We start from the raw sequence: 26,863 nt of genomic DNA, 5'->3' as shown, positions 1-26,863 counted from the left end.
CCGACGCCCCGGACGACTCCCGGAACACGTTCCGTGACCAAGCCCGCAATTCAGCGGAAACATCCTGAAACCGCAGGTGATGACGGCCGAACGCGAAGAACGATCGCGTTTCGTTTAGTGCCGCCAGGCCAGCCCTCTCCGCTCTTCCGTGCAGCTAAACCTCGCGATCGGGTGATTCCTGAACACCTAATAGCCACCTTCAGTACAGATCCGAGGAACGCTCATACCCACGAATGGACGTCAACACCCCCGAAATGGTGGATTGGCTCACCTGGCCTTGCCGTGCGGGAATATGCCGGTCGGAAAAGTCGCAAGGAGGCGAAAACCCGTGGACCTCCGCTATGAGGCCTACTGCTTCGCGGACCGTCTGTTCTACGACGTGCAAAGCCACGCGGAAACCGCCGAAGACGATTTCTCGCAGGTGCTGCCCGCGTTGCCGGAAGGCTGGACGCAGGGCGACCGCAACATCTGGCGACACGTCCACCCGGACGGCGTGGTGCTGCCCAAGCAGGGCTGGAAGGTGCACGTCTCGGCCACCGTGCTGAACGCGGGCGAGGTGCTGCTGAACTCCTACGAGTACCTGATCGCGCGCCGGATCCCGTTCAAATACCTGCGCACGCAGTCGATCGTGCTGGCCCGCAACTCGAAGTACGCGCCACGCGAGGGCAGCGGCAAACTCATCACGATCTACCCGGCCGACGAGGCGGAACTGGAATCGACCCTCGTCGAGTTGTCCGAGATCCTCAAAGGCCAGTCGGGCGCGTACATCCTCAGCGACCTCCGCTACGGCGCCGGCCCGCTGTTCGTCCGCTATGGCGGGTTCATCGAGCAGTGGCTGGAACAGGACGGCAAGCGCGTGCTGGCCATCGAGGGCCCGGACGGCGCGCTCGTGCCCGACCAGCGCAAGCCGACGTTCTGGGTGCCGGACTGGGTGAAGCTGCCCGCGTGCCTGGAGCAGCACCTGGCCGCCCGCCGCGCCGGTGACGCCGACGCGTTCCCGTACCGGGTGGTGCAGTCGCTGCACTTCTCCAACGGCGGCGGCGTGTACGAGGCGGTCCGCAAGGCCGACGACAGACCGGTCGTGCTCAAGGAGGCCAGACCGCACGCCGGGCTGGACCGCGAGAACGTCGACGCGGTGGCCCGGCTGCGCCGCGAGCACGCGATGCTGAGCAAGGTGGCCGGTGTGCCCGGCGTACCCGAGGTCTTCGAGCACTTCACCGCGTGGGAGCACGAGTTCGTGGCCATGTCCCGGGTGTCGGGCCGCCCGCTCGGCCAGTGGCTGGGCAACAACTACCCGCTGACCCACCACGAGGTCACCGACGAGGCGATCACCGCTTACACCGAGCGGGCGTTGCGGCTGGTCGCCGAGGTCGAGCGGATCGTGCACGCGGTGCACGAGCGCGGTGTGGTGTTCTGCGACCTGCACCCGCTCAACATCCTGGTGGACGACGAGGACGCGGTGTCGCTGATCGACTTCGAGCTGGCGTTCGCCGTCGAGGAGAACGGCAAGCCCACGCTCGGCTCGCCGGGCTTCCAGGCGCCGCCCGACCGCACCGGCTTCGAGATCGACGAGCACGCGCTGGCCGCCGTGCGCCTCTACGTCTTCCTGCCGCTCAACGCCGTGATCGACCTGGCGCCGTCGAAGCTGCGCTCGCACGTGGACTTCATCCAACGGCGGTTCGGCCTGTCCGACGAGTACTGCGCGAAGATCCTGGAAGTCCTGACGCGGCGTGACGCACCGGCTTACACGGCCACCGCGCTGGACGTGCCCGAACCGGACTGGCAGGTGGTCCGCAAGTCCATCGCGGCGGGCATCCTGGCCAGCGCCACGCCCCACCGCGCGGACCGGTTGTTCCCCGGCGACGTCGAGCAGTTCGAGGTCGGTGGCGCGGGGTTCGGCTACGGCGCGGCGGGTGTGCTGCACGCGTTGGACGTGACCGGCATGGGCCGCTACCCCGAGCACGAGCAGTGGCTGCTGGACGCGGTGCGCCGCGACCCGCCCAAGGAACCCGGGTTCTTCACCGGCGCGCACGGCATCGCGCACGTGCTGGAGAACTTCGGCCACCACGACCTGGCCGAGGAACTGGTCCGCTCCTACGCGCAGGTGGTGCCGGACACCCGTGACCACGGCCTGAGCACGGGCCTGGCGGGCATCGGGCTGAACCTGCTGCACTTCGCCGGCACGCGTGACGACGACACCTACGCCGTCCAGGCGCTGGAACTGGGCGAACGGCTCGTCACCGCGCTCGCGGACGCCGAGCCGCCCGGCCCGAAGGCGCGTGCGGGTTTCGAGCACGGCTGGTCGGGCCCGGCGCTGCTGTTCCTGCGGCTGTTCCAGCACACCGCCGAGCGCCGCTGGCTCGACGCCGGCGTGCGCGCCCTGGAACGGGACCTGGCCGAGACGATGACCGCGTTGGACGGCTCGACGCAGGTCCGCGACGGCAACTTCCGCACCCTGCCGTACGTCGGTGTCGGCAGCGCGGGCATCGCCCTCGTGCTCAACGAGTTCCGCCTGGCCGCGCCCGACCTCCCGGTCGTCGAACGGCTCCCGGAGCTGATCGGCGGCACGACCGGCGAGTTCGTGATCCAACCGGCGCTGATGCTCGGCCGGGCCGGTCTGCTGGCCACCCTCGCCCACGCGAACGGCCCGCGGCAGGCGATCGACCGGCACCTGGCCGCACTGTCCTGGCACGCCGTGCCCTACCAGGAGGGCCTGGCGTTCCCCGGCATCCAGTTGCGGCGGCTCTCGATGGACGTCGACACCGGCGGCGCGGGCGTGCTGCTGGCGCTCGGCACCGCCCTGGACGGCACACCCGTGTTGCCGTTCCTCTCAGCCCCGGCCCTCGCGGACCGGTAGCAGTACCCCTTTCCCCCGATATTGAGGAGTCACGATGGACTTCATCCTCGACCTGCAGGACCTCGAGACCCCCGAGGCCCAGTCGAACGCGATGGCGACCGGTGGCAGCAGCGGCGGTGGCGGCGGCAGCACGACCGCCTCCAACGCGTCCCTGCTGCTCCCGTGCAGCCACTCCACCGTCAGCCTGATCCTCTGCTGACGAATCCCCTCGCGGGTCCGGGTGAGCGGCGCAGTGGAAGTGCGCCGCTCACCCGGCTTCTCGCGGTGCGCCGCCTCCGGCGTCGCGGACCCATCATGCGCCCGCCCCCGGCGATCGACCTAGGAGTTCGGAGACCGTGGTGCTGTCCGGCGTCATCCGGCGTGATCTCCGGTGGCTGCTGCTGGCGTTGAACGCCCTGCCCGCCACCGCCGCCGGGCTGCTCCTGCCCACCGCCCTCGCTTCCGCCGTGGACATGGCGCTGGCCGGGCGGCTGGACGCGGGCACCGTGTGGTGGCTGGTCGGGCTCGCGGGCGTGGAGGTGCTCGGCGACGCGATCGGCGTGGTGCTGGCGGCGGCGATCACCGCACGGGGAGCGGCGTGGCTACGCCACCGGCTGACCGCGCACTTGCTGGCGCTGGGCCACCCGGCGCGGTTTGAGGCCGGTGACGCGGTGAGCAGGTTGACCGGCGACAGCGCGATCGCGGGCGGCGTCGCGGTGCTCGCGGTGAACCTCGGCATCTCCGTGCTCACGGCGGCGGGCGCGATCATCGCGCTGGCACTGCTGGACTGGCGACTCGCCGTGGTGTTCCTGCTGAGCGTCCCGCTGGCCGCGCTCCTGGTGCGCTCGCACCTGCGCCTGACCGCCGCCGACGTCGCCACCTACCAAGAGGTCTCCGGCGAGTTGTCCGCACGACTGGTGGACGCCGTCGGCGGTCTGCGCACCATCGCCGCCTCCGGCCGTGCCGACCAGGAAGCCGAACGCGTCCTGCGCCCGCTCCCCCGCCTGACCGCCGCCGGTGTCGGCATGTGGCGCACGCAAGCCCGGATGATCTGGCGCGCCGGCCTCCTGCTGCCCGCCGTGGAACTGGCCGTCCTGACCGCCGCGGGCTTCGGCGTGGTCGCGGGCCGCCTCAGCGTCGGCGACGTGCTCGCCGCCCTCGGCTACGTCGCCCTGGGCATGACCGTGGTCGGCCAAACCGCCCTGCTCACCGCCTTGCAACGGGCCCGCGCCTCCGCACGAAGGCTGCAGGAAGTACTGGAAGCGCCCCTGCCCCAGCGCGAACCTCCCGCCTCCGCCGGCACCGGCGAGGTCGTGCTGACCGGCGTGATCGTGCCCGACGCGCTGCACGACGTCGACCTCGCCATCCCCGCCGGCACCTTCGTCGCCGTGGTCGGCCGGTCCGGCTCGGGCAAGTCCGCGCTCGCCTCGGTGATCGGCGGCCTGACCAGGCCGACCTCGGGTGAGGTTCGGCGCGGCGGATCCGTCGGTTACGCGTTCGAACGGCCCGCGCTGGTCGGCACCACCGTCGCCGACGCCGTCCGCTACGGCACCGACCCGCACCGAACCGACGTCGAAGCCGCCTGCCGCGCCGCCCAGGTGCACGACGTGGTGGTGCGCCTGCCCGAGGGCTACGACACACCGATGGCCACCGCGCCGATGTCCGGCGGCGAGGCCCAACGACTCGGCCTGGCCAGGGCGTTCGTCCGCGACCCGGCCGTCCTCGTGCTGGACGACGCCACGGCCAGCCTCGACATGGTCACCGAGTCCACTGTGGAGCGTGCGGTCGAGTCGGCGCTGCCCGGCCGGACCAGGGTGGTCGTCACCCACCGCGCCGCGACCGCCCGCCGTGCCGACGTCGTCGTCTGGCTGGACGACGGTCGAATCCGGGCGGTGGGACCGCACGCCGACCTCTGGCACGACGACGACTACCGGGCGGTGTTCGGCTGATGACCTACCTGCGGGCGTTGCGCGACCAGCGGCGCGGCATCGTGGTCCTGCTCGGCTGGTCGGTGCTGGAAGGCGTGCCCGCGCTCCTGTCCGGCCGACTGGTCGGCCTGGCCGTGGACCAGGGCTTCGCCACCGGCCGCCCGTGGGTCGGCGTCGGCTGGCTGCTCGTGTTCGCCGCCGTCGCCGTCCTCGGCGGCTTCGGCCTGCGCCAGGTGTTCCGACGACTGGGCGCCGTGGTCGAGCCGCTGCGGGACGCGTTGGTGCGCCAAGTCGTGCGCGGCGTGCTGCACGCCGGCTCGCAGACCCGCCAACCGGACGCCAGTGCCGTCGCCCGCATCACCCGTCACGTCGAAGTGGTCCGCGACGCCACCGCCGGCGTCCTGGTCCAGGCCCGAGCCCTGCTCGTCACCACCGTCGCCGCCCTGATCGGCCTGGCCGCCACGGTGTCTTCGCTGGCATGGCTGGTGATTTTGCCGGTGGTCGCCGCACTGGTGCTGTTCGGCCTGCTCCTGCCCTCCCTGGCCCGCGGCCAACGACGCCTCGTGATGGCCGACGAACAAGCCGCTTCGGTAGCCGGCACCGTGTTCCTCGGCATCCGCGACGTGACCGCCGTCAACGGCACCGGGCACGCCCTGCACGACGTGATGACCCAGGTCGACCGACAAGCATCAGCGACCGTTCGGATGGCCTTCGCCACCGCGCTGCGCGGCGTCGTGATCGCTCTGGGCGGCTTCGCACCACTGGTGCTGTTGCTGCTCATGGCCCCGGGAATGGTGCGCGCGGGCACGTTGACGGTCGGCGAGGTGCTCGGCGCCGTGGTCTACCTGAGCACCAGCGTCCAACCCGCCCTGCGCCGCCTGGCGGACACGACCAGCACCATCGTCCTGCGCCTCGTCGTGGCACTGCGCCGCCTGGCCGAAGCCGCCCCACCCATCCAGCCACCGACCGGCGACGCCACACCCGACGGCTTCGAAGTCGAACTGAACCACGTGACCTTCGGCTGGAGCCCCACCGCCGAACCAGTCGTGCGTTCCCTTGACCTCGTCCTACCGGAAGGCTCCCACCTCGCCGTGGTGGGCCCGAGCGGCATCGGCAAGTCCACCCTGGCCGGCCTGATCACAGGCCTGGTCGAACCACAATCCGGCCACGTCCGCTTCGGCCACGTGCCAATCCGATCGGTGACCCCGGAACTCCGCCACCAACGCATCGCCCTGGTCCCCCAAGAGACCTACCTGTTCACCGGCACAATCCGGGAGAACCTCGCACTACTCGCCCCCAAAGCCTCCGACACCGCACTACTGGAGGCCGCAGCCGCCGTCGGCGCCACCGACCTGATCACCCGCCTCGGCGGCCTCTCCTCCACCCTGGGCCACTCCGGCAACGGCCTCTCCGCCGGCGAAGCCCAACTCCTCGCCGCCACCCGCGTCTACGCCTCCCCCGCCGACGTCGTCATCCTCGACGAGGCAACCTCCGCCCTCGACCCCGCCGCCGAAGCCCTGGTGGAACAAGCCTTCGCCACCCGCAACGGCACCCTGATCGTCATCGCCCACCGCCTCTCCTCCGCACTGAGAGCAGACCTGGTCCTCCTCATGGACGGCGGCCAACCCCTAATGGGCAACCACCAGGACCTCCTCGCCACCTCCCCGCTCTACCGGGACCTGATGGCCGCCTGGCACGAGCCCACAACGGACCCGCAGCCAGCCCACCGAGGCTCGCAAACTCTCAGTCCCCCACCGGCCCCTGCCGCGCCACATCGGACCCGCAGCGCCACCGCCTAGGCTCGATTTGACATGGGTTCGGGTGCTTTAGGCTGGTCGAAGCCGGCAGGCCTGGCGGGACGCTTTTCCCCGCCGGGCCTGCCGGCTTTGGCCTGCCTGGAGTGCCCGTAAGGGCCCCATGTCAAATCGAGCCGGAAGTAACCACCGACGCCGGCTTCAGGACATCGAGCCGGACTCGAGCACTCGCGATCTCACCCCACCCGGTGCAACCACGTCACCGGCGCACCGTCACCAGCACGCCGGAACGGCTCCAAGGCGTCATCCCACGCCGCACCGAGGATCTCGTCCACCCCGTGCGCGAACGACTCACCACCCCTACTGCGCGCCGCCAACGACCGGAGTTGGTCCTCCGAAACAACTATGTCGCCGTTCGCGCTCGTCCGCGCGTGCCACAACCCCAACACGGGCGCGAAGCAGTACCGCACGCCGTCCACACCCGGACTCGGGTCTTCCGTCACCTCGAACCTGAGCATCGGCCACGCCCTGAGCGCGGACACGAGTCGGGCACCGGTGCCGGCGTCGCCGGTCCAGTTGCATTCGGCGCGCAACTGACCTGGCGCCGCGGGTTGCGCCGCCCACTTGAGGTCCGCTCGCTCACCGAGGGTGCCCGAGATCGCCCACTCGACGTGCGGACAGACCGCAGACGGCGACGAGTGGACGTAGACCACGCCACTGCTGCTGCCACGGGTGCTCACAGCTGACCTCCGCTACTCGACGAGGGACGTCTTCCCCTACGACCTCTCGATGACGCGGACGATCTTGTGAATTCCCGACTTGGTCATTCTGCCCGCTACAGCAGCAGTCCGCCATAAGAACCAGCCCGTTCCTCACCCAGGCGGGTCAGATACAGGACTTTCGACCCGAAAACCAGCGACCTCGCGGCCCGGTACCAGACCGCGAGGTCACTTTCCGCGATCACCTTGCGACCCAGCGATCACGGAGCTACCACCTGCCGATCACAGCGCCCCCGCCATCACAACGCCCTTGCCATCACAACGCCCCGACCGCCGCCACCACGTCCACCAGCCCCGTTCCCTTGTCGTGGCTGGTCGGGTACGGCCCGACGACCTGGTACCCCGACCCGTACCGGTACGCCGTCGACTTCAACGCCGCCTCGATCTCCCCCGCCGTCGCACCCGGCCTGGCCTGAACCAGCTGCGCCACGATGCCGGCGATGTGCGGCGCCGCCATCGACGTGCCGCTGATCGTGTTGAACGTCCCGACGTCCAGCAACCCCGGCCCGTTCGCCGGCTGCAACCCGGTCGCGCAGATCACCAGGTAGGGACGGCACGCCGAGGTGATGTCCTCACCCGGCGCGGAGATGTCCGGCCACGTCGAGGGATCCGTGACCAGCCCCCGCGACGAGTACTCCGACACCACGCCGTCCCGCGTCCCGGTGCCGAGGTCGTGGTACGACGCCACGGACAGCACACCGGGCGTCGGGTCCTGACCGGCCGGGTTGGACAGGTTCGCGCTGCCGTCGCCGCCGTCGTTGCCGTTCGCCCACACCGTCACGACGCCCTCGGCGGCCAGCGCCCGCTGGAGCTTGACCGTCGTGGAGTTCGGGTCGAACGCGCCGCCGCCGGACGGCCCGTACGAGTTGTTGACCACCTTGATCGGCGGGCACACCGACGCCGGGACGCCCGCGCCGCACGGCGCCCGGTGGTTCTCCAGCACCCAGTTCAGCGCCGCGTCGGCCCCGATGATGAACAGCACCGCACCGGTGGAGATCACCACGGCCTTCGCGCCCGGTGCCGCGCCGCGCACCACCGTGCCGTCGCTCAACGTCGTGTCACTGCCGACCGCGATACCCGTGACGTGCGTGCCGTGCCCGCCGACCGACAGCAGGTCGGTGTCCACCGAGGTCGGCACGTCCAGGATGCAGCCCGTCCCCGTGCTCGCCTCGTCCAAGCACACGCTCTTCAGGTTCCGCACGACCTTGGTCTGGCCGTTCGGTTGCTTGAACATCGGGTGCGTCGGGTCCACCCCCGAGTCGATCACCGCGACGCTGACGCCGCTGCCGTCCAGCGCCAGCCCGTTCGCGCCGGTCAGGGTCTGGCGCGCCGCGTAGCCGCGGGTCGCCGTGTGCGAGGTGGCCCCGGTGAACTCGATCGGCCGGTTCGCCTCCACGTACGTCACCCCCGCCGCCGCCCGCACCGCGGTGATCTGCGCGGCCGTGCCACGCGCGGCCACCACCGCGATCCGGTCGAAGCTGGTGATCCGGTTCAGCCCGGACTCCCGCACCGCCCGCTCGGCGGAAGCGAGGTCAGCGCCGTGGACGAACACCGTCCCGGCCTGACCACCGGACAGCAGACCACCACCACCGGACAACTGACTGGCCAACAGGGTCGACACGGGTGCGAGCAAACCGGCGGAGGCGGACGGGGCAACCGCTACGGACAGTGCCAGCGTGCCCGCCGCGAGCAGGGCGGCTTTGCGCATCACGGACAAACCTCCAATGCAGGGATGAGCAAACCGACTAACGAGTCACGCCCGTTCAGGTGATGGTCGTCACGCAACGTCATCTCCCGCGATGCGCGCGGCGGAGCGGGCCCCGGCGGCGCTACCGTGTCCGACCGTGTGGAACGCCGAACGGTGCGACCTTGTGGTGATCTTGTGCGGCTGATCCGACTCGGGACCGAGCCCTCCGCGGTGGGCGCCGACGTGCGCGCCGCGTTGAGCACGTGGGGCAACGGTGACGCCGTGCTCGGCGGTATCGCGCTGCTCGGGGTGCGACCGCCGGACAGCCCCCGCGACCTGGACGCGGTGATCGTGCTGCCGCGCGGCGTGCTCGTGGTCGTCGGCGTCGACCTGCCGGACCCGGCCATGCGGCTGGAGGCGCCGCTGAACGGGCCGTGGAAGATCGACGGCTGGCCGCTGACCCGCCCGGACGGCGCGATGAGCCCCGCCGCCGAGGCGCTGGAGGCCACCACCGCCGTGGCCCGGCGGATCCAGGACATGCGCGGCGAGCCGCTGCCGGTGACCACCGTCGTGGCGGTCGGCCCGTACGTCGGCCAGGTCGTGCAACCGACCGTGGACCTCAACCGGGGCGTGCGCGTCCTGCACCCGAAGCCGACCACGCTGCTGGCCGCCGCACGGGAGCTGGCCACCAGCGACCGGCCCTGTTCCGCGGAGCACGCGGCCAAGCTGGTCGCCGTGCTCGCGCCGACCGGCGTGCCGCCCACCCGCCAGCACCTGGTCGCCGAGGGGTTCTCCGACACGGCGGCAGACCTGGCGTCGGCGAGCACGATGCTGCTGCCGAAGGTCACGCCCGTGCCGACCAGCCGCAAGGTGCTGCCCTACGTGGGCGGTGCGCTCCTCGCCGTGCTGCTGGTCGTCGCGCTGATCATCTCGCTGTCGGCGGGCGACCGGGCGGACAGCTCCACCTCCTCCTCGCCGACACCGCAGCCCACCACCGTCGTGGTCGACGGCCGGAACTTCTCGCCGCGCGGCGCCGACCGGACCGACGACTGCGCCGGGCACGCGTTCGGCGACGTCCAGGCGTGGCTGTCCGAGCACGTGTGCATGCAGCTGCGGCGCGCCCAGTACGAGACCACAGTGGACGGCCGCCGGGCCGGCGTCGCGATCGCCGAGCTGAGCCTGCCCGACGCCACCAGGGCGGGAGAGCTGCAGGCGATCGCGTCGGTGGCGGGCGCGGGTGGCGTGACGCCGCTGGTGAAGGAGGGCCGGGGCTGGGAGGGCGGTCCGGCGTCGTTCGACCGGTCCGCCGGCAAGGTGTCGGTCAAGGGCGCGCAGCTGCGCATCACCCAGGTGGTGTGGGTCGAGGGCGACCAGGACCCGGCCGACCCGAAGCTGGCGCAGCTGGTCGACCAGGCTCTGCGCCTACCCGCCACGCAGTAGCGACGAGACCGGCCTCGACAGCCGCGGACCTCAACGCCCGGTGCGCACCATGCCGACACCGATCAACCCGAACGCCACGTGCAGCACGATCACCAGCCCGGCCACCGCGCACAGCGTCTCGGTGCCGGGTTTGCCCGCGATCGCGCCGAACGAGAACAGCCACCCGCCGACCGCGATCGTGAATCCGGTGAGCAACACCGATTTCGGCACGTGGGCCAAGCACAGCAACACGTTGGAACGCGCGCGGAACAACGTGTGCAGCACGACCGGCACGATCAGGAACCCCGGCAGGTACACCGCGACCGGCGGCCAGGAAGGACCTCCGGGCAGGAACGTGGACGCGATGACGAAGGCGCACCACAACACCGCGCCGATCGCGAGAGCCACAGTTCCCCTGGTCACATCCGCAGTGTAATGAGCTGAAGCCGCATTTTGAGGTTAAGAGTCCCTCTGGCCCCACGGTAGGTACGGCAGTCGGCGGAAAGTGTGCACGATGTGCTGACCCACGGTGTACGGAGCGTCAGAGACCATAGGCCTCAAGGAGCCTCAACCACACCTCACTGATGGTGGGGTACGCCGGAACGGCGTGCCACAACCGGTCCACCGTCACCTCGCCCACGATCGCGATCGTGGCCGCGTGGATCAGCTCGGCGACATCGGGACCCGCGAACGTGACGCCGACGAGCGTGCGCTTGCGCTCGTCCACGATCATCCGCGCCTTGCCCCGGTACCCGTCGGCGTGCAGGGACGACCCGGCCACCGCGATGTCGAGGTCGACCACCCGGATCTCCAGCCCCGCCTCGCGGGCCTGCGCCTCGGTCCACCCCACCGACGCCACCTCGGGATCGGTGAACACCACCTGCGGCACGGCCGTGTGGTCGGCCGTGGCGACGGGTGCGGTCCACGGCTCCGGGTCGGTGGCGCCGGTGACGATCGCCGTGCCGACCGCCCGCGCGGCGTACTTGCCCTGGTGCGTCAGCAACGCGCGGCCCGTGACGTCGCCCGCCGCGTACAGCCAGTCCACTCCGGACACCCGACCGGTGTCGTCCACTTCCAGCGCCTTGCCCGCCGTGAAGCCGAACTGCTCCACGCCGAGGTCGAACGTCGCGGGCTGCCGACCGGTCGCGATCAGCAAGTGCTTGCCCGACACCGCACCGCCGTCGGACAGCGTCAGCGACACCTCACCATCCGAAGTGGACACACCGACCGCCTTGGCGCCGGTGACCAACCGGACGCCGTCCTCGCGCAACCCCTCGGCGACCAGCTCACCCGCGAACGCCTCGAACTTCGGCAGCGGCCGCTCGCCCGACACGACCAGCGTGACCCGCGAACCCAACCGGGCCCACGCCTGCGCCATCTCGACGCCGACCACGCCACCGCCGAGCACCACCAGCGACTCGGGCACCTCCTGCGCGGAGGTCGCCTCGCGGGACGTCCAGTACGGCACGTCCGACAGGCCAGGCAACGAAGGGATGCGCGGCACGCTGCCCGTGCACACCACGACCGCCTTGGTCGCGGTCAGCACGCGCCCGTCCACGTCGACCCGGCGTTCACCCACCAGCCGCCCACGCCCGCGCACCACGGTCAACCCGGCGCCCTCGGCCCACTCGACCTGGCCCGCGTCATCCCAGTCGGAGGTGAAGCTGTTGCGGCGCTTCAACACCTCCACCGGGTCCAGGCGCGCCCCGACCGGCACGCCCGGCACCCGACGGGCGGCGGCGAGCGCGTGGCCGGGGCGCAGCAACGCCTTGCTCGGCATGCACGCCCAGTACGAGCACTCACCGCCGACGCGTTCGGCTTCCACCAACACCGTCCGCAGCCCACCGGCGGCGGTCCGGGCGGCGGCGTTCTCGCCCACCGGGCCGCCGCCGATCACGATCACGTCGAAGTCGTCGCTCACCGGTCCACCCCACACCACCCGGACCGGCGCGGCAAGTCACGCGGGGTCGAACACCCCGGCCAGCATCTTCAAGATCACGCCGTCGGCGGTGCGGAGTACCACCGGGCGCTCGTCGGGCTCGACCCGTTCGGCCAGTTTGAACATCGCGTCGGCGGTCTGGGCGGCCATCCGGAACGTCAACGTGACCGGTGCGTCGCCGCGCACCGCGAAGCGACCCAGGAACAGGTCGCGCAGCCGTTCGGCCATCAGCTCGTACTGGTCGACGGAGGCGTCGAGTCGGTGGCCGTCGAGCAGGTCGCTGAACCGCACCCGCCCGAAGCCCGGGAACTCGACCAGCATCCGCAGGTAGACGCCGACGACCTGCTGCACCGCCTCCCGCCAGTCGGCGGCGAGCCGACCCTCGGTGAACAGCGTTTCCACTCGACCCAGGTACTCCTCCATACCGCGCAACGCCAACGCGTGCACGACGGAACGCTTGTCCGGAAAGTATTGGTAGAACGATCCAATTGGCACGCCGGCGAGCTCGACGATCCGGGCGGTGGTGATGTCGTCGTAGTCGTAGTCGTTGAGCAGCGTCGCACAGGCGTCGACAATCGCGGTCACCGTCGCGGCCCCGCGCTGCTGAACGGGCTGACGACGCATCACCTTGGCTAAGCGGTTTTCGGCGGGATTTTCTGGCACGGGCACATCTTGATGGATACGGACCGGTAAGCCCAAACAGGCGATTCCGGAATGTGATGTGAGGTCCGCTCAGCTTTCGGTGTTCGGATTGTTGGGGTGCAAAACTATTTGGCTACCCTCACTGATCCGCCGACACCCCGCCGATCACGAAATCCGACCCCGTCAACGCGATCCGCGCTGCGCCGGGACCGGTTTCGGCAGTTCACCGGGTGTTCCGCTCACCACGCCCCCGGACGACGACCGTTCGGCGGAAGTCGCCCCGACGATCGGCGGCCCCGGTCGGCGGCGCGGTGGCCGAGTCACGTAGGGGCCGACCAGCCGGGCCAGCACCAGCCCCGGCGCGACCAGCGGCACCACCGCCGACAACGCCACCGCCATCGCGCCCGCGCGGGCCACGTCCCGCGGGATGACCGCGACCCGGTCCACCACGAACGCCCGCCGCCCGATGAGCGACACCAGCCCCATCACCGCGAGGAACACCGCGAGCGCGAGCAGCGCCCACCGCACCGCGACGTAGCCGACGTCCTCGGCCGCCGCCATCACCGCGAGCCACCCGACCAACGCCGACGCTTGCCGACCCGGGCTCGTCATGGCCCACAGCAGACCGCCCGCGACGGCGAGGAAGCCGGTGCGCCCGTCGAACCACGCGCCCGTCGCCTCCAGCCACCCCGTCGGCAGGCCCGCCCAGCGCACCGGCAGCACGTCCAGCGGGCTCGGCGCGCCGAACGCCTGGCCGACCACCCACGCCAGGGACCACGTCGAGACGACCGCCGCGAACCCGAGCTGCCACTTCGGCCGGTCCACCGCGATGCGGCACAGCCTCGCCAGCTCCCGGCGCTTCTCCTTCACGGCTTCCAGCGTGCCGGAGCGGTCCGGCCCCGTGATCCCCATTCACCCGCGTGCCTTCGTAGAGCCGCTCATCGGGTGGTCGGGTCCTCACCCCGCGTGCCGACCACTCTCCCGGGTGATCTGCGCGGCTCACCGGCACTTCGTGGTGGCGCAGCCCACATGATGTCCAGCGAACCCGACCGATCACGTAGAGGAGGCGCTCGTGCGCAGGCTGCTACCGGCGTTGCTGGCGGCGTTGTCGATCACCTGGACCACCGGCGCGGCGACCGCCGAGCCGGACGTGGAGTACGTCGCGCTCGGCGACTCCGCCGCCGCAGGTCCGCTCATCCCGCAGCAGGACCCGGAGGACCCGGGTTGCCTGCGCTCGACGCGCAACTGGCCGTCCGTGCTGGCCGAGCGGATCGGGGCGCGGTTGGTGGACATGACGTGCTCCGGCGCGGTCACCGAGAACCTGGTCACGCCCCAGGAGACCATCAAGGACGCGCACGAGCCCCAGGCCGACGCGTTGAGCCCGGAGACCGACCTGGTCACGCTCACCTTCGGCGGCAACGACATCGACCTGGTCGACACGGCCCTGAGCTGCGTCAACCTGCTGCCCGAACCGGCGGGCACGTCGTGCCGCGACCGGCTCACCGCCAACGGCCGCGACGTGCTCGCCGAACGCGTCGACGCCTACGCCGCCGAGTTCGCCGCCGCCCTCGACCTGATCTCGGCCCGCGCGCCCGGGGCGCGGATCGTGGTCGTCGGCTACGGCACCTACATCCGGCCCGGCGGCTGCTACCCCGACCAGCCGATCTGGGCGCGGGACGCCGACTACCTCCAAGGCACCATCCACCGGCTCAACGCGCTGTTCGAGCGGGAAGCGGCCGCGCACGGCGCCGAGTTCGTGGACATCGCGCCGCCGAGCGTGGGCCGGGACGCGTGCGCGTCGGCGCGGACCAGGTGGTTCGAGGGCGTGTCGGCGAAGGGGCCGACCGCGCCGCTGCACCCGAACGCGGACGGCATGGAGGCGATCGGCGGCATCGTCGCCGACCGGTTGTAGCCGGGCACCGCGGACCGACCAGGCCGTCGTCGAGCACCCGCTCGGCGGCGGCCTTCGCACGTCACGGGGTGGGACAGCGGGCGGGGCGATTGTTCACGCACGGGGGCCGAGTACGTGTAGTAGATTAGACGTTCTGCGCGGGACGGGCGCAGAACTCTGCCCGCTAGAAACCGTCAGCCGCAATGCGACACAGGCTGATAAAACACGCTATCCAGAAATGAGGCACGTTGTCAAGCCCCTCCGATGACCTCCGGCTCGCGGAAACCGAGTCGGAGCAGGAATACGTGTCGATGCTGTACGGCAGGCTGGACGACCTCCGCGAACAGAGCTCGAAGCGCCTGGCCGGGGCGCTGCGGCAAACCGGTGGAACGCACCAGATGCGCTCCGAGCGGGACACCTCGGTGGCCATGTACTCCGACCAGTTGGCGCAGTACAGCGCGGTGGAGAACGGGCTGTGCTTCGGCCGGCTCGACTTCGACACCGACGACCGGTTCTACATCGGCCGGATCGGCTTGTTCGACGAGGACAAGGAGTACGAGCCGCTGCTCATGGACTGGCGCGCGCCCGCCGCCCGCCCGTTCTACCTGGCCACCGCCGCCGCGCCGGAGGGCGTGCGCCGGCGCAGGCACCTGCGGACCAAGCAGCGCAAGGTCGTCGGCTTCGACGACGAGGTGCTGGACATCAACTCGGTCGACCCGGCCCGCCCGTCCGAGGGCCTGACCGGTGAGGCGACCCTGCTGGCCGCGGTCAACGCGAGCCGCACCGGCCAGATGGGCGACATCGTCGCGACCATCCAGGCCGAGCAGGACAAGATCATCCGCACCGAGCTGAACGGCGTGGTCGTCGTGCAGGGCGGTCCGGGCACGGGCAAGACGGCGGTCGCGCTGCACCGCGCCGCCTACCTGCTCTACACGCACCGGCGGCAGCTGGCCAAGCGCGGCGTGCTGGTGGTCGGGCCGAACGCCACGTTCCTGCGCTACATCGGGCAGGTGCTGCCGTCGCTGGGCGAGACGGGCGTGCTGCTGTCCACCGTGGGCGAGCTGTTCCCCGGTCTCACCGCGGTCGGCCGCGAACCCGCCGAGGTGGCCGCGCTCAAGGGCCGCATCGAGATGGCCGACGTGGTGGCGCACGCGATCCGGGACCGGCAGGAGGCGCCGAGCCTGGTCGAGGTGCCGTTCGACGGTGACGTGCTGCGGCTGGACCGGCGCGCGATCAGCGACGCCCGCGGCCGGGCGCGGCGCACCAGGCGCCCGCACAACGAGGCGCGGCGGACGTTCCAGCGGGAGATCATCTCCACGCTGGCCTCGCAGGCGGTGTCCCGCCTGGGCCGCCACCTGCTGGACCAGGCCGACATCGACGACATCCGGCGCGAGCTGCGCGAGGACCCCGCCGTGCAGGCCGCGATCGAGAAGCTGTGGCCGACGCTGTCGCCGCAGCGGCTGCTGGAGGACCTGTACGCGTCGCCGAAGCTGATCGCCAAGGCCACGCCGAAGTTCTCCCCCGCCGAACGTGAACTGCTGGCCCGTCCGCGCGGCACCGAGTGGACGCCCGCCGACGTGCCGCTGCTGGACGAGGCGGCGGAACTGCTGGGCGAGGACGACACCGAGGCCAAGGCGCGGGCCGAGCGGCAGCGGCGGCAGGCGATCGACTACGCCCAGGGCGTGCTGGACATCCTCGACCTGGAGGACGACGCCGACCCGGACATCCTGATGGCGACCGACCTGGTGGACGCCTACCGGCTGGCCGAGCGGCACGGCGCGGAGCGCTACGAGACGGCGGCCGAGCGCGCGGCGGCGGACCGGACGTGGACGTTCGGGCACGTGATCGTGGACGAGGCGCAGGAGCTGTCGCCGATGGCGTGGCGGACGCTGATGCGCCGGTGCCCGTCGAAGTCGATGACCGTGGTCGGCGACATCGCGCAGACCGGCGACATCGCGGGCGCGTCGTCCTGGCACGAGGTGCTGTCGCCGTACGTGATGGACCGCTGGAAGCTCACCGAGCTGACGGTCAACTACCGGACTCCGTCGGAGATCATGGCGGTCGCGGCGGACGTGTTGGCGTCGGTCGACCCGGACCTGGTGCCGCCGACCTCGGTGCGGGACAGCGGTTTCGAGCCGTGGAGCCTGCGGGTGCCGTCGCTGGCCGAGGCGCTGCCCTCCGTGGTGGACAAGGAGGTCTCGGCGATCGGGGACGGCAAGCTGGCGGTGATCGTGCCCGCGGCGTCGGTCGCGTCGCTGCGCGCCACCGTGCCGGGTGCTTCCGACGACCTCGACGCGCAGGTGGTGGTGCTGGGCGTGACGGACGCGAAGGGCCTGGAGTTCGACTCGGTGCTGGTGGTCGACCCGGCGGGCATCCTGGCCGAGTCGCCGCGCGGGGCGAGCGACCTGTACGTGGCGCTGACCCGGGCCACGCAACGGCTCGGCGTCGTGCACCCCGGCGACCTGCCCGAGGTGCTGGGCAGGTTGGCGGCTAACGACTGAGGGCGTAACCGAGGGCGGCGGCGGCCAGGCCGGCGGTGAGGCTGGCGGCGACGTTGGCGAACGCCTGCCCGTAGCGGCCGACCTCGGTCAGCCGGAGCGTCTCGAAGCTGAACGTGCTGTAGGTGGTGAGGCCGCCGCACAGGCCCGCGCCGACCAGCGCGCGCAGCTCCGGTGACGCTCCGGCCACGCAGCCGAGCACGAACGAGCCGACGACGTTCACCGCGAAGGTGGCCCAGGGGAACGGGAACGTCCGCCGGACCAGCCGCGCGGTCAGGTAGCGCAGCACCGCGCCCACCGCCGCGCCGACGAAGACCAGGGCCACCATCACGGCGCCACCCGGCGGGTCACGGCCATCGCGGCGAAGGTCGCGCCCAGCGCCAGGACCAGCGTGCCGAACAGGTACGCGAACGCCGTGACACCGCCCAGCCGCACCGCGTCCAGGGCGTAACCCGAGAACGTGGTGAAGCCGCCCAGCACGCCGACGCCGAGGAACGGCCCGGCCAACGGGTGCAGGCGCGGTACGAGGACCATCAGCACGCCGATCAGCGCACAGCCCACGACGTTGACCACCAGCGTGCCCCAGGCACCGGGCACCAACGCCGACAAGCCGTACCGCGCGACGCCGCCGATGCCGCCACCGAGGGCGACGGCCGCGACGGTCCGGGCCTCAGTGCGCACGCAGGTGGTCGACCAGGTGGTCCAGGGCGGCCAGGGCGCGGACCACGTCGGCGCGCTCGGCGGGGTCGAGCTTGTCCAGCGCCGACCCGATGCGCTTCTCGTGCGCCGCTTGCCAGACGGCCAGCTGCTCGTGCCCCTGCGGCGTCACGGAGAGCCGGGCCACACGGCGGTCGCTGGGGTCACCGCCCCGTTCGACCAAGCCGTTCTCGATCAGCTGGCCGACGAGCCCGCTGACCGTGTTCGGCGCCAGCCGCAGCTCGGCCGCGAGTTCGCCCACGCGCATCGGCGGCCGCTCGGCGAGCGTCTGGAGCAACTCGACCTGCGCCATCGGCAGCGAGTCCCACGGCCATTCCGACCGGATGCTCGTGCGCAGTGCCCGGCGGAGCCTCGTGACCACGTCGGTGAGCGAGCGTGCCTCGTCTGACATGCGGGAATGGTACTGGGTCGCGTTATGTCGGAGACCGAGATACTCTGGGGACGATGAATCGCTCACTGCGCTGGTTCGTCGTGGAGTCGCCCCGGCCGCGGCGGATCGCGACCTGGGCGGGCGCGCCATGGCTGGCCGTGGCGACGGTGTGCCTCGGTGCGTTCCTCGGCCAGTTCGACGCGAGCGTCGTCACACTCGCGCTGCCCGCATTGCGGGACGATTTCGGCGCTTCACCCGAGTGGGTGTCGCTGGCCTACCTGTTGACGCTGGCCGCGTTCGTCGCGCCGATCGGCAAGTGGTCGGACCGGCGCGGCCGGAAACTGGTGTACCTGTACGGGTTCGTGGTGTTCACCGGCGCTTCGGTGGGGTGCGCGCTGGCCCGGGACCTGGACGTGCTGATCGCGTTCCGGGTGGTGCAGGCGTTGGGCGCGGCGATGTTGCAGGCCAACAGCGTGGCACTGGTCGTGGCGGCCGTGCCGCGGGACCGGGCGCGCCGGGCGTTGGGCGTGCAGGCCACCGCGCAGGCGTTGGGGCTGGCGCTCGGGCCCACGGTCGGCGGTCTGCTGGTCGAGGCGTTCGGGTGGCAGTGGGTGTTCCTGGTCAACGTGCCGGTCGGCGTCCTCGCCCTGGTCGCGGGCCACTTCCTGTTGCCGCGCACGCACGAGCGCGGTGCCGGGCCGGTCGACGGTCCCGCCGTGGTGCTGCTGGCCACGGCCACCACCGCGTCGCTGCTGGTGCTGTCCGGCGCGAGTCCGTTCCTGCTGCTGCTCGCCCTGCCCGCGGGCGCCGGGTACGTGTGGCGCGAACCGCTGGTGCGCCGGGTCAAGGGCGGGCTGCTCGGCGCGACGGGCGGGTACCTGGTGCTGTTCGGGCCGCTGGTCCTGGTGCCGTTCACCTCCGACCTCGGCCCGTTCGCGACGGGGTTGCTGCTCACCGCGCTGCCCGCCGGGTTCGCGCTCGGCGCGGCGTTGCCGTGGCAGGTGCCCCGGACCGGGGCGGCACTGTCCACAGTGGCCTGTGGCGTGCTCGCCTGGCAGGTTCACCCGGTCGCGCTGGTCGCGCTGGGCCTTGGGCTCGGCCTCTTCACCCCGGCCAACAACGCGGCCGTGCTCGGCGCGCTCCCCCGCGGTGACGCCGGATCGGGTGGCGGGCTGGTGAACCTCGCGCGGGCGCTCGGCACCGCGTTGGGCGTGGCGGTACCGCTGTTCGTCCACGAGCGGTGGGGACCCAGCGTCGCATTCGGCGTACTGACCGTGATCACTTTGTTGCTCGTCTGTACGCCGATCGGGGACAAGCGCCCCCGTCCCCTGCCCCGACCGGAGGCAAATCAGTAATCTCGCCCCGGCGGGGCGAAGCCTCGCCGATGGCACACACACGGGTGAGGATCAGTGGCGGATCGGTTGGGCTGGGTCCCCGACGACGTCGACACCGGGCTGCCCAGCGCCGCGCGGCTCTACGACTACCTGCTCGGTGGCGGGCACAACTTCGCGGCCGACCGCGAACTCGCCGAGCGGTTCCTCCTCGCCCAGCCCAACGCCCGCACCATCGCCCGCCTCAACCGCGCGTTCCTGCGCCGGACCGTGCTGCACCTGGTCGACACCGGCGTGCGGCAGTTCGTCGACCTCGGCTCGGGCATCCCGACCGTGGGCAACGTGCACGAGATCGCGCAGAAGGCGGCGCCCGGGTCACGCGTCGTCTACGTGGACTTCGAGGACGTCGCGGTCGCGCACAGCCGGATGATCCTCGCCGAGGACGACCAGTCGACCATCCTGCAAGAGGACCTGACCGACCCGGACGCGGTGCTCGCGGGCGTCCGGGACACCGGCCTGATCGACTTCACCGAGCCGGTCGGCGTGCTCGCCGTGGGGGTGTTCCACTTCGTGCCGCCCGAGCGCGACCCGGCGGGCGTGGTGGCCGCGTACCGCGACGCCGTGCCGCCGGGCAGCCACCTGGCCCTGTCGCAGTTCACCTCCGACCTGCAACCCGAGGAGATGGCCCGGGTGGTGGAGGTGATGCGCGACAGCGCGAACCCGATGTTCCCCCGCACCCACGCCGAGATCACCGCGCTGTTCGACGGCTTCGAGCTGGTCGAGCCGGGCGTCGTACCGCTGCCGCGGTGGCGGCCGGAGGAGGGCGCCATCGAGGACGACGCCGAGCGCGCGGGCATTTTCGGGGGGATGGGTCGCAAGAAGTGACCGACGTGTCGCCACCCGGCAGGACCCGGCGGCAGGACATCGCGCGCGAGTGGATGCGCGCGGTCTACCCGACCGCCTACGTACCGATGTCGCCGGTCGAGATCGAGCTGTTCCTGCTCGGACTGGTGGACGTGATCGCCGACGCGGTGCAGGCCGAGCCGTTCGCCGTCGAACCGGTCGACGTGGTCGGCCACCGGCTGGTGCGGGCGCACTTCACCGGCCCGGAGACGTTGCAGCGCACCGTGGGCGTGCTCGGGCACGCCCTGCTGTTCAGCCCCGAGCTGCGGGACGTGCCGCAGCTGGCGGAGAAGGTCGTCGCGATCCTGGGCAGCGTGAGCACCGGTTTCGCCACCGCGATGCGGCTGGACGCGTTCGACCAGCAGGAAGAGGTCAAGCGCGCCCTGCTCACGGCCAAGCTGCGGGCCGAGCGCGTGCTCAAGGTCAGCGAGGCCAGGTTCCGCGAGGTGTTCGACTCCTCCGCGTTCGGCATCGCGATCACCGACCTGGACGGCCGGTGCGTCGAGGCGAACGAGGCGCTGGCCGAGATGATCGGCCGCGAGCGCGGCGAGCTGACCGGGCGGCGGCTGGTCGAGCTGTTCGACCCGGCGGACACCGACGCGCTCGCCACCACGTACCGCGCGGTCGGCTCCGGTCGGGTGGCGCGGATCCGCGAGCAGCGGCGGCTGCTGCGCGAGGACGGCGAGCCGGTGTGGGTGTACCTGGCGGTGTCGTTGCTGCGTGACGCGGACGGCGAGCCCGCGTACCACGTGACCATGGTCGAGGACGTCAGCGAACTGCACCTGCTGCAGAAGAACCTGGACTTCCAGCTCCTGCACGACTCGCTCACCGGCCTGTCCAACCGGCAGCGCTTCGCCACCCGACTGGAGGCGCTGCACGGCAAGTCCCACGCCGGCATCACGCTCTACCACCTCGGCCTGGACGCGTTCTCGCTGGTCAACAACGGTCTCGGCCACGCCGTCGGCGACCGGCTGCTCATCGAGGTCGGCCACCGGCTGGAAGTCCTGGTGCAGGACGAGGTCGCGCTGGTCGCCCGGCTGGGCGGCGACGAGTTCGGCATCGTGGTGGACAACTCGCCGAGCACGCCGACCGTGCCGGACATGGTCGACCGGATCAACGAGGCGCTGCGGCGGCCGATGGACAACGGCGTGGCGCTGTCCGCGACCATCGGCGTGGTCGACCGCCCGCCCGCCGGGTGGGGCGTCGCGGAGATCCTGCGCGCGGGCGACGCGACCCTGCGCCGGGCCAAGCAGTTCGGCAAGCGGCAGTGGCTGCCCTACGACAAGCACGCCGACCAGCGGTTGCGCGACCGGCATGCGCGGGCCGCGCGGATGCCCGGCGCGGTGGCCGATCGAGAACTGGAGGTCGAGTACCAGCCCGTGGTCGACCTCGCCCGCGGGCTGGTGCTCGGGCACGTGGCGCGGCTGCGCTGGGACGACCTCGGGCACGACGAGTGCGTGGAGCTGGCCGAGGAGATCGGGTTGTCGCTGGCGCTGGGCCAGTGGGCGCTGCACGAGGCCGCCGCCGATGCCGGCGGCGCTGAGTCGTTCGGGCACCTGTACTTCGAGCTGTCACCCATGCAGTCCCGCGACGAGGACCTGGTCCGCACGGTCATGCGGACGTTGGACGAGACCGGGCTGCCCGCGTCCCGGCTGCGGATCTTCCTGGACACCCGCGCGATGCTCGACGGGCAGGGCGAGGACAACGCGCAGGTGCTGCGGGACAACGGGATCGCCACCGGGCTGACCCGGTTCAACGGCGGTCAGGCCGAGCTGTCGCTGCTGGACGAGCTGCCGGTGGACGCGCTGGTGCTCGACCCGTCGGTGGTGCGCCGGCTCGCCGAGCGGCCCGAGTCGTTCCTGCGCGACGCCATCACCCGGATGGTCGCCCTGATCCGGTCGTCCGGGTGCTCGGTGCTGGTGCCCGACCTGTCCACGGAGGAGCGCGCGGCGTGGTGGACGCGGGTCGAGGTGGACGCCGCGTTCGGCGACCACCTCGCGCCCGCCGTGCCGTCCTACGAGCTGCCCGGCACCTAGTCCACCCCGCTAGACCTGCTTCACCGCCGCGAGCAGCTTGGTCAGCGACTCCTTGGCGTCGCCGAACAGCATGGTGGTCTTCGGGTTGTAGAGCAGGCTGTTGTCCACGCCCGCGAAACCGGGCCGCATCGAGCGCTTCATGAACACCACGGCCTTCGCCCGGTCCACGTCGAAGATCGGCATGCCGTAGATCGGGCTGCTCGGCTCGTCCCGCGCGCCGGGGTTGACGACGTCGTTCGCACCGACCACGAGCACCACGTCGACGCTGCCGATGCCCGGGTTGACGTCGTCGAGTTCCTTGAGGTGCTCGTACGGCACGTCCGCCTCGGCGAGCAGCACGTTCATGTGGCCGGGCATCCGGCCCGCGACCGGGTGGATGCCGTAGTGCACCGTGACGCCGCGCTGCTCCAGCACCTGCGCGAGCTCCCGCGCCGCGTGCTGGCCCTGCGCCACGGCCAGGCCGTAGCCGGGGACCACCAACACGGAGTGGGCGTAGCCGAGCATGATGGCCACGTCGTCCACCGTGCCGGCGCGCACGGTGCGCTGCTCGTCGGTCGCGGCGGTCGCCGCGGTGGCCTTGAACGCGCCGAACAGGATGTTGGTCAGCGGACGGCCCATGGCCTGGGCCATCAGCCTGGTCAGGATCGTGCCGGACGCGCCGACGAGCGTGCCCGCGACGATCAGCAGGGTGTTGGCCAGCACGTAGCCCGACGCGGCGACGGCCAGGCCGGTGAACGCGTTGAGCAGCGAGATCGCGATCGGCACGTCCGCACCGCCCACCGGCAGCACGAACAGCACGCCCAGCGCGAGACCGGCCAACGCCAGCAGCACCAGCAGGACACCGCTCCCGGTCAGCACGACCGACAGCGCGAGCAACGCGCTCACCGCGGCCACGCCGATGCCGAGCAGCTGACCCGCGGGCAGCAGCACCGGCCGGGTGGTCATGATCTCCTGGAGCTTGAGGAACGTGACCACGCTGCCGGAGAAGCTGACCGAGCCGATCAGCACGGTGAGCACGGTGAAGACCTGGAACAACACCGAACCGTGCGGCACGGCCAGGAACTCGGTCAACGCCACCAGCGCCGCCGCCGCGCCGCCCACGCCGTTGAACAGCGCCACCATCTGCGGGATGGCGGTCATCTTCACCGACCGCGCCGCCGGGATGCCCACCACCACGCCCGCCGCCACGGCGAGCAGGATCAGCAGCCCGTTGTAGACCGCGCCGTGGACGTAGGCGGTGACCACGGCCAGCGCCATGCCCGCCGCGCCGAGCAGGTTGCCCGCGCGGGCGTACTTCGGCGTGCTCAGGCCCTTGAGCGCCAGCACGAAGCACAGCGCGGCGACCAGGTACGCGAGCTGGACCCAGGTGGGGCTCACTCCCCCACCTCCTTGTGGCCGTTGGCCGCGCTCTTGACCGGCTTGGCGGATTTGTGGCCCTTGAACATCTCCAGCATCCGGTCGGTCACCACGAAGCCGCCGACCACGTTGACCGTGGCCAGGAAGACCGCGAGCAGGCCGAGCGTGATCTCCAGCGCGTGCTCGGCGCGGCCGGTGATGAGGATGGCGCCGACCAGGATCACGCCGTGGATCGCGTTCGCACCGGACATCAGCGGCGTGTGCAGGATCGTGGACACCTTCGACACGACCTCGAAGCCGACGAACACGGCCAGCACGAAGATCGTCAACAGGTCGATCACGGCAGCTCCCTCCTCAGCTCGCCCGCGTGCGTGAGGCAGCAGCCGGCCAGCACCTCGTCGGTGAGGTCCGGGACGACCTGGCCGTCCTCGGTCATCATCATCAGGAGGTTGGCCACGTTGCGCGCGTAGAGCCTGCTGGCGTGCACGGGCATGCTGCTCGGCATGTTCTTCGCGCCGTAGACCAGCACCTCGCCGATCCAGGTCTCCTCGCCGGGGCTGCTCGCGGTGACGTTGCCGCCGGACTCGGCGGCCAGGTCGACCACCACCGAGCCGGGCGCCATGGCCTTGAGCATGTCGTTGGTGACGAGCACGGGCGCCTTGCGACCCGGGATGGCCGCGGTGGAGATCACCACGTCGGAGGCGGCGACGCGCTCCGCGATCAGCTCGCGCTGGCGTTCCAGGAACGTCTCGGACTGCGCCTCGGCGTAGACGCCCTGCTGGGTTTCGAGGTCCAGTTCCAGGAACCGCGCGCCGAGGCTCTTCACCTCTTCCTTCGCCGCCGCGCGCACGTCGTAGGCCTCGACCACGGCGCCGAGGCGTCGTGCCGTGGCGATGGCCTGCAACCCGGCCACGCCCGCGCCGAGCACGAGCACCTTGGCCGGCGGGATCGTGCCCGCCGCCGTGGTGAACATGGGCAGGAACTTCGGCAGCCGGCTCGCCGCCTCCATCACCGCGCGGTAGCCCGCCACCAGGGCCTGCGACGACAGGGCGTCCGCGGACTGCGCCCTGGTCACCCTGGGTAGCAGGTCGAGGCTGAACGCGGTGACCTTGTTGGCCAGGAGCACGTCGATCAGCTCCCGCTCGCCGTTCGGCTGCAGGAAGCTGATCGTGATGTCGCCCTCGCGCAGCGCGGCGGCCTGCTCGGGTGTCGGTGGTTGGACGGAGACGATCACGTCGGACTCCCCGGCCGGGTGGTCGGCGATGACGTTCGCACCGGCTGCGCGGTAGGCGGCGTCGGAGGCGTGGGCGTGTCTGCCCGCTCCGGCTTGCACGTCCACCGTGAGTCCGGCACCGATCAGCGTGGTCACCGTTTCCGGTAGACCGGCTACGCGGCGCTCAGCGGGCCGCGCCTCGACGGGTATGCCCACTCTCACGGAGAGTCACCCTAGACCGGCGAAGGTGATCTACGCCACACGTGAGCTTTAACGTTAACCGTACATACGTCTTGCTGAGACCTTCAGTGGATCACCGGGCACACGCCCTTGGTGTCGCCGGGGAAGAAGTTGGGCACCAGCTCGCGCTTGTCGTAGTACCGGTGGAAGACGCTGGTGATGCCGCTGGACATCGGCGGCACGATCCACGTCCAGTCCGCCGGGCACGAGCGACCCGCCGCCTCCTCCTTCTTGATGTGCGTGAGAAACCGGTCGGACTCGGTGTGGTGGTCGGTGATGGTCACGCCCGCCTCGGTGAACGAGTGCAGCACCGCGCGGTTCAGCTCGACCAGCACGCGGTCCTTCCACAGCGTCTGCACCGACGAGGTGTCCAGCCCCATCCGCTTGCCCAGGTACGGCAGCAGGTCGTACCGGTCGGTGTCGGCGAAGTTGCGCGCGCCGATCTCCGTGCCCATGTACCAGCCGTTGAACGGCGCGGCCGGGTAGTCGATGCCGCCGATGCGCAGCCGCATGTTGCTGATCGCGGGCACGGCGTGCCAGCGCAGCCCGAGCTCGGCCAGCCACGGCAGCTCGGGGTGGCCGATCGACACCTCCAGCACCGCGTCGCGCGGCAGCTCGACCAGCGCCGGTTCGGCGTCCTCCCGCTCCACGATCAGCGGCAGCACGTCGAACGGACCGCGCCGGGCGGGCGGTCGCCAGCCCAGGTCGACGGCCTTCTCGGTCAGCTCGGCGTTGCGCCGGTCGCCCAGCACGCCGCCGTCCGAGCCGACGTAGCCCGCGTAGCGGATCAGCTGCTCGTTGCTGATGCGCGGCGCGGGTCTGCCCGGCTCGTCGGGCGCGAACACGCTGATCACCGGCCGGACCTTGCCGCCGTTCGCGGCGAGCTTGAGGTGCTCGACGCACTCGTCCGCGACCTCCTTGGGGTCGCGCAGGTCGCGCAGGTCGCGGACCTTCAGGCTGCGCCAGTACAGCCGGCCGATGCAGCGCGCGCTGTTGCGCCACGCCACCCGTGCGCCGAACGTCAGCTCGTCGGGCGTGTGGCGGTACGTGCCGGTGGCGGCGACCTCGGCGTGCACTTCGGCGAGGCGGTGTTCGACGGGGCCGAGCTCGGGGTGCTCGGTGTGGTGGAGCCGGAGGAACTTCTCGGCCTCGGCGAGGTCGACGGTGGAGTCGGGGGAGGTGGCGGAGTCGCGCAGGGGAATGGCTTCAGCCGGACACGAGGGGACGGGGGCCATGGCGGGACACCGTAGTTGGCCTTTCGCCGTCGCCGCACCGCCGTACCGGGTGCGGAGGGGGTGCGGCAACACGTCCTTGGTGTCGCACG

At 71.4% G+C, this 26,863-nt stretch carries 23 protein-coding genes; 10 read left to right on the top strand and 13 right to left on the bottom strand.

The features are described 5' to 3' along the window. Positions 1–328: 328 nt before the first annotated feature. From lanKC to A6A25_RS04405, 4 genes are all read left to right on the top strand, one after another. A complete protein-coding gene (lanKC, locus tag A6A25_RS04415) occupies positions 329–2,857 on the top strand; it encodes a class III lanthionine synthetase LanKC (RefSeq protein WP_073886463.1) in 2,529 nt (842 codons plus the stop codon). A gap of 34 nt (positions 2,858–2,891) precedes the next feature. Beyond that, positions 2,892–3,056 carry a SapB/AmfS family lanthipeptide gene (locus tag A6A25_RS42770; RefSeq protein ID WP_106614967.1) on the top strand — a complete coding sequence of 55 codons (165 nt, stop codon included), beginning with the start codon at positions 2,892–2,894 and terminating at the stop codon, positions 3,054–3,056. A gap of 136 nt (positions 3,057–3,192) precedes the next feature. After that, complete coding sequence (locus A6A25_RS04410) at positions 3,193–4,785, top strand: ABC transporter ATP-binding protein (protein WP_073886462.1); 1,593 nt, start codon at positions 3,193–3,195, stop codon at positions 4,783–4,785. Further along, positions 4,785–6,563, top strand: coding sequence for an ABC transporter ATP-binding protein (locus tag A6A25_RS04405; RefSeq protein ID WP_083667948.1), 1,779 nt, complete (start codon positions 4,785–4,787; stop codon positions 6,561–6,563). Before A6A25_RS04410 ends, A6A25_RS04405 begins: the two co-directional genes overlap by 1 nt. A 191-nt stretch (positions 6,564–6,754) precedes the next feature. Here the strand turns inward: A6A25_RS04405 and A6A25_RS04400 are convergent, their stop codons facing one another. Both A6A25_RS04400 and A6A25_RS04395 read right to left on the bottom strand, forming a co-directional pair. Beyond that, entirely contained in the window at positions 6,755–7,258 is a 504-nt protein-coding gene (locus A6A25_RS04400) for a DUF3145 domain-containing protein (protein ID WP_106614970.1), read from the bottom strand. Between the two features lie 295 nt (positions 7,259–7,553). Continuing rightward, complete coding sequence (locus tag A6A25_RS04395) at positions 7,554–9,005, bottom strand: S8 family peptidase (RefSeq protein ID WP_073886460.1); 1,452 nt, start codon at positions 9,003–9,005, stop codon at positions 7,554–7,556. A 174-nt stretch (positions 9,006–9,179) separates the two neighbouring features. Here A6A25_RS04395 and A6A25_RS04390 point away from each other — a divergent pair, with 174 nt between their 5' ends. Further along, positions 9,180–10,424 (top strand): hypothetical protein, encoded by a 1,245-nt coding sequence (locus A6A25_RS04390; RefSeq protein ID WP_073886459.1) that lies wholly within the window; start codon positions 9,180–9,182, stop codon positions 10,422–10,424. 30 nt (positions 10,425–10,454) lie between these two features. Here A6A25_RS04390 and A6A25_RS04385 read toward each other — a convergent pair whose 3' ends face one another. The 4 genes from A6A25_RS04385 to A6A25_RS04370 all read right to left on the bottom strand — a co-directional run bounded on the left by A6A25_RS04385 (position 10,455) and on the right by A6A25_RS04370 (position 13,896). Next, positions 10,455–10,826 (bottom strand): hypothetical protein, encoded by a 372-nt coding sequence (locus A6A25_RS04385; RefSeq protein WP_073886458.1) that lies wholly within the window; start codon positions 10,824–10,826, stop codon positions 10,455–10,457. A gap of 118 nt (positions 10,827–10,944) precedes the next feature. Then, positions 10,945–12,306: a dihydrolipoyl dehydrogenase family protein gene (locus A6A25_RS04380; RefSeq protein ID WP_198932572.1), complete on the bottom strand. Its 1,362-nt coding sequence runs from the start codon at positions 12,304–12,306 to the stop codon at positions 10,945–10,947. A 54-nt stretch (positions 12,307–12,360) separates the two neighbouring features. After that, entirely contained in the window at positions 12,361–12,927 is a 567-nt protein-coding gene (locus A6A25_RS04375) for a TetR/AcrR family transcriptional regulator (protein WP_241828497.1), read from the bottom strand. A gap of 240 nt (positions 12,928–13,167) precedes the next feature. After that, positions 13,168–13,896, bottom strand: a complete 729-nt coding sequence (locus tag A6A25_RS04370) for a hypothetical protein (protein WP_073886455.1) — start codon at positions 13,894–13,896, stop codon at positions 13,168–13,170. A 160-nt stretch (positions 13,897–14,056) separates the two neighbouring features. On the opposite strand from A6A25_RS04370, the gene A6A25_RS04365 reads away from it, so the two are divergent. Together A6A25_RS04365 and A6A25_RS04360 are read left to right on the top strand one after the other, a co-directional pair. Then, positions 14,057–14,896, top strand: coding sequence for an SGNH/GDSL hydrolase family protein (locus tag A6A25_RS04365; protein ID WP_083667944.1), 840 nt, complete (start codon positions 14,057–14,059; stop codon positions 14,894–14,896). A 227-nt stretch (positions 14,897–15,123) separates the two neighbouring features. After that, positions 15,124–17,376 carry a HelD family protein gene (locus A6A25_RS04360; RefSeq protein ID WP_073886454.1) on the top strand — a complete coding sequence of 751 codons (2,253 nt, stop codon included), beginning with the start codon at positions 15,124–15,126 and terminating at the stop codon, positions 17,374–17,376. Here the strand turns inward: A6A25_RS04360 and crcB are convergent. From crcB to A6A25_RS04345, 3 genes are read right to left on the bottom strand one after another with little or no spacing between them, the layout of a single operon-like run. Next, positions 17,366–17,701, bottom strand: coding sequence for a fluoride efflux transporter CrcB (gene crcB / locus A6A25_RS04355; RefSeq protein WP_073886453.1), 336 nt, complete (start codon positions 17,699–17,701; stop codon positions 17,366–17,368). The two genes, A6A25_RS04360 and crcB, sit on opposite strands and share 11 nt — an antisense overlap. Then, positions 17,701–18,054 (bottom strand): fluoride efflux transporter FluC, encoded by a 354-nt coding sequence (locus tag A6A25_RS04350; RefSeq protein ID WP_073886452.1) that lies wholly within the window; start codon positions 18,052–18,054, stop codon positions 17,701–17,703. Before A6A25_RS04350 ends, crcB begins: the two co-directional genes overlap by 1 nt. Beyond that, positions 18,044–18,481, bottom strand: coding sequence for a MarR family winged helix-turn-helix transcriptional regulator (locus A6A25_RS04345; protein ID WP_073886451.1), 438 nt, complete (start codon positions 18,479–18,481; stop codon positions 18,044–18,046). The genes A6A25_RS04350 and A6A25_RS04345 overlap by 11 nt, the downstream gene beginning before the upstream one ends. 53 nt (positions 18,482–18,534) lie before the next feature. Between A6A25_RS04345 and A6A25_RS04340 the strand changes: the two genes are divergently transcribed. From A6A25_RS04340 to A6A25_RS04330, 3 genes are read left to right on the top strand one after another with little or no spacing between them, the layout of a single operon-like run. Next, positions 18,535–19,815 carry an MFS transporter gene (locus A6A25_RS04340; protein ID WP_083667942.1) on the top strand — a complete coding sequence of 427 codons (1,281 nt, stop codon included), beginning with the start codon at positions 18,535–18,537 and terminating at the stop codon, positions 19,813–19,815. 54 nt (positions 19,816–19,869) lie between these two features. Beyond that, complete coding sequence (locus A6A25_RS04335) at positions 19,870–20,676, top strand: SAM-dependent methyltransferase (protein WP_073886450.1); 807 nt, start codon at positions 19,870–19,872, stop codon at positions 20,674–20,676. After that, positions 20,673–22,730 carry an EAL domain-containing protein gene (locus tag A6A25_RS04330; RefSeq protein ID WP_241828496.1) on the top strand — a complete coding sequence of 686 codons (2,058 nt, stop codon included), beginning with the start codon at positions 20,673–20,675 and terminating at the stop codon, positions 22,728–22,730. Before A6A25_RS04335 ends, A6A25_RS04330 begins: the two co-directional genes overlap by 4 nt. A gap of 9 nt (positions 22,731–22,739) precedes the next feature. Here A6A25_RS04330 and A6A25_RS04325 read toward each other — a convergent pair whose 3' ends face one another. From A6A25_RS04325 to A6A25_RS04310, 4 genes are all read right to left on the bottom strand, one after another. Next, the gene (locus A6A25_RS04325; protein WP_073886449.1) at positions 22,740–24,107 is read right to left on the bottom strand and encodes an NAD(P)(+) transhydrogenase (Re/Si-specific) subunit beta; all 1,368 of its coding nucleotides are present in this window, start codon (positions 24,105–24,107) and stop codon (positions 22,740–22,742) included. Then, positions 24,104–24,427, bottom strand: a complete 324-nt coding sequence (locus A6A25_RS04320) for an NAD(P) transhydrogenase subunit alpha (RefSeq protein WP_338013194.1) — start codon at positions 24,425–24,427, stop codon at positions 24,104–24,106. The genes A6A25_RS04325 and A6A25_RS04320 overlap by 4 nt, the downstream gene beginning before the upstream one ends. After that, positions 24,424–25,515 carry an NAD(P) transhydrogenase subunit alpha gene (locus tag A6A25_RS04315; protein ID WP_338013196.1) on the bottom strand — a complete coding sequence of 364 codons (1,092 nt, stop codon included), beginning with the start codon at positions 25,513–25,515 and terminating at the stop codon, positions 24,424–24,426. The genes A6A25_RS04320 and A6A25_RS04315 overlap by 4 nt, the downstream gene beginning before the upstream one ends. Positions 25,516–25,604: 89 nt before the next feature. Beyond that, the gene (locus tag A6A25_RS04310; protein ID WP_073886446.1) at positions 25,605–26,774 is read right to left on the bottom strand and encodes a nitric oxide synthase oxygenase; all 1,170 of its coding nucleotides are present in this window, start codon (positions 26,772–26,774) and stop codon (positions 25,605–25,607) included. Positions 26,775–26,863 lie beyond the last annotated feature (89 nt).

Source organism: Saccharothrix sp. CB00851, assembly GCF_001905065.1.
In the GTDB taxonomy this organism is placed as follows: domain Bacteria; phylum Actinomycetota; class Actinomycetes; order Mycobacteriales; family Pseudonocardiaceae; genus Actinosynnema.
The sequence above is the reverse complement of the archived record's forward strand: the minus strand, read 5'-3'. Positions and strand labels throughout refer to the sequence as shown.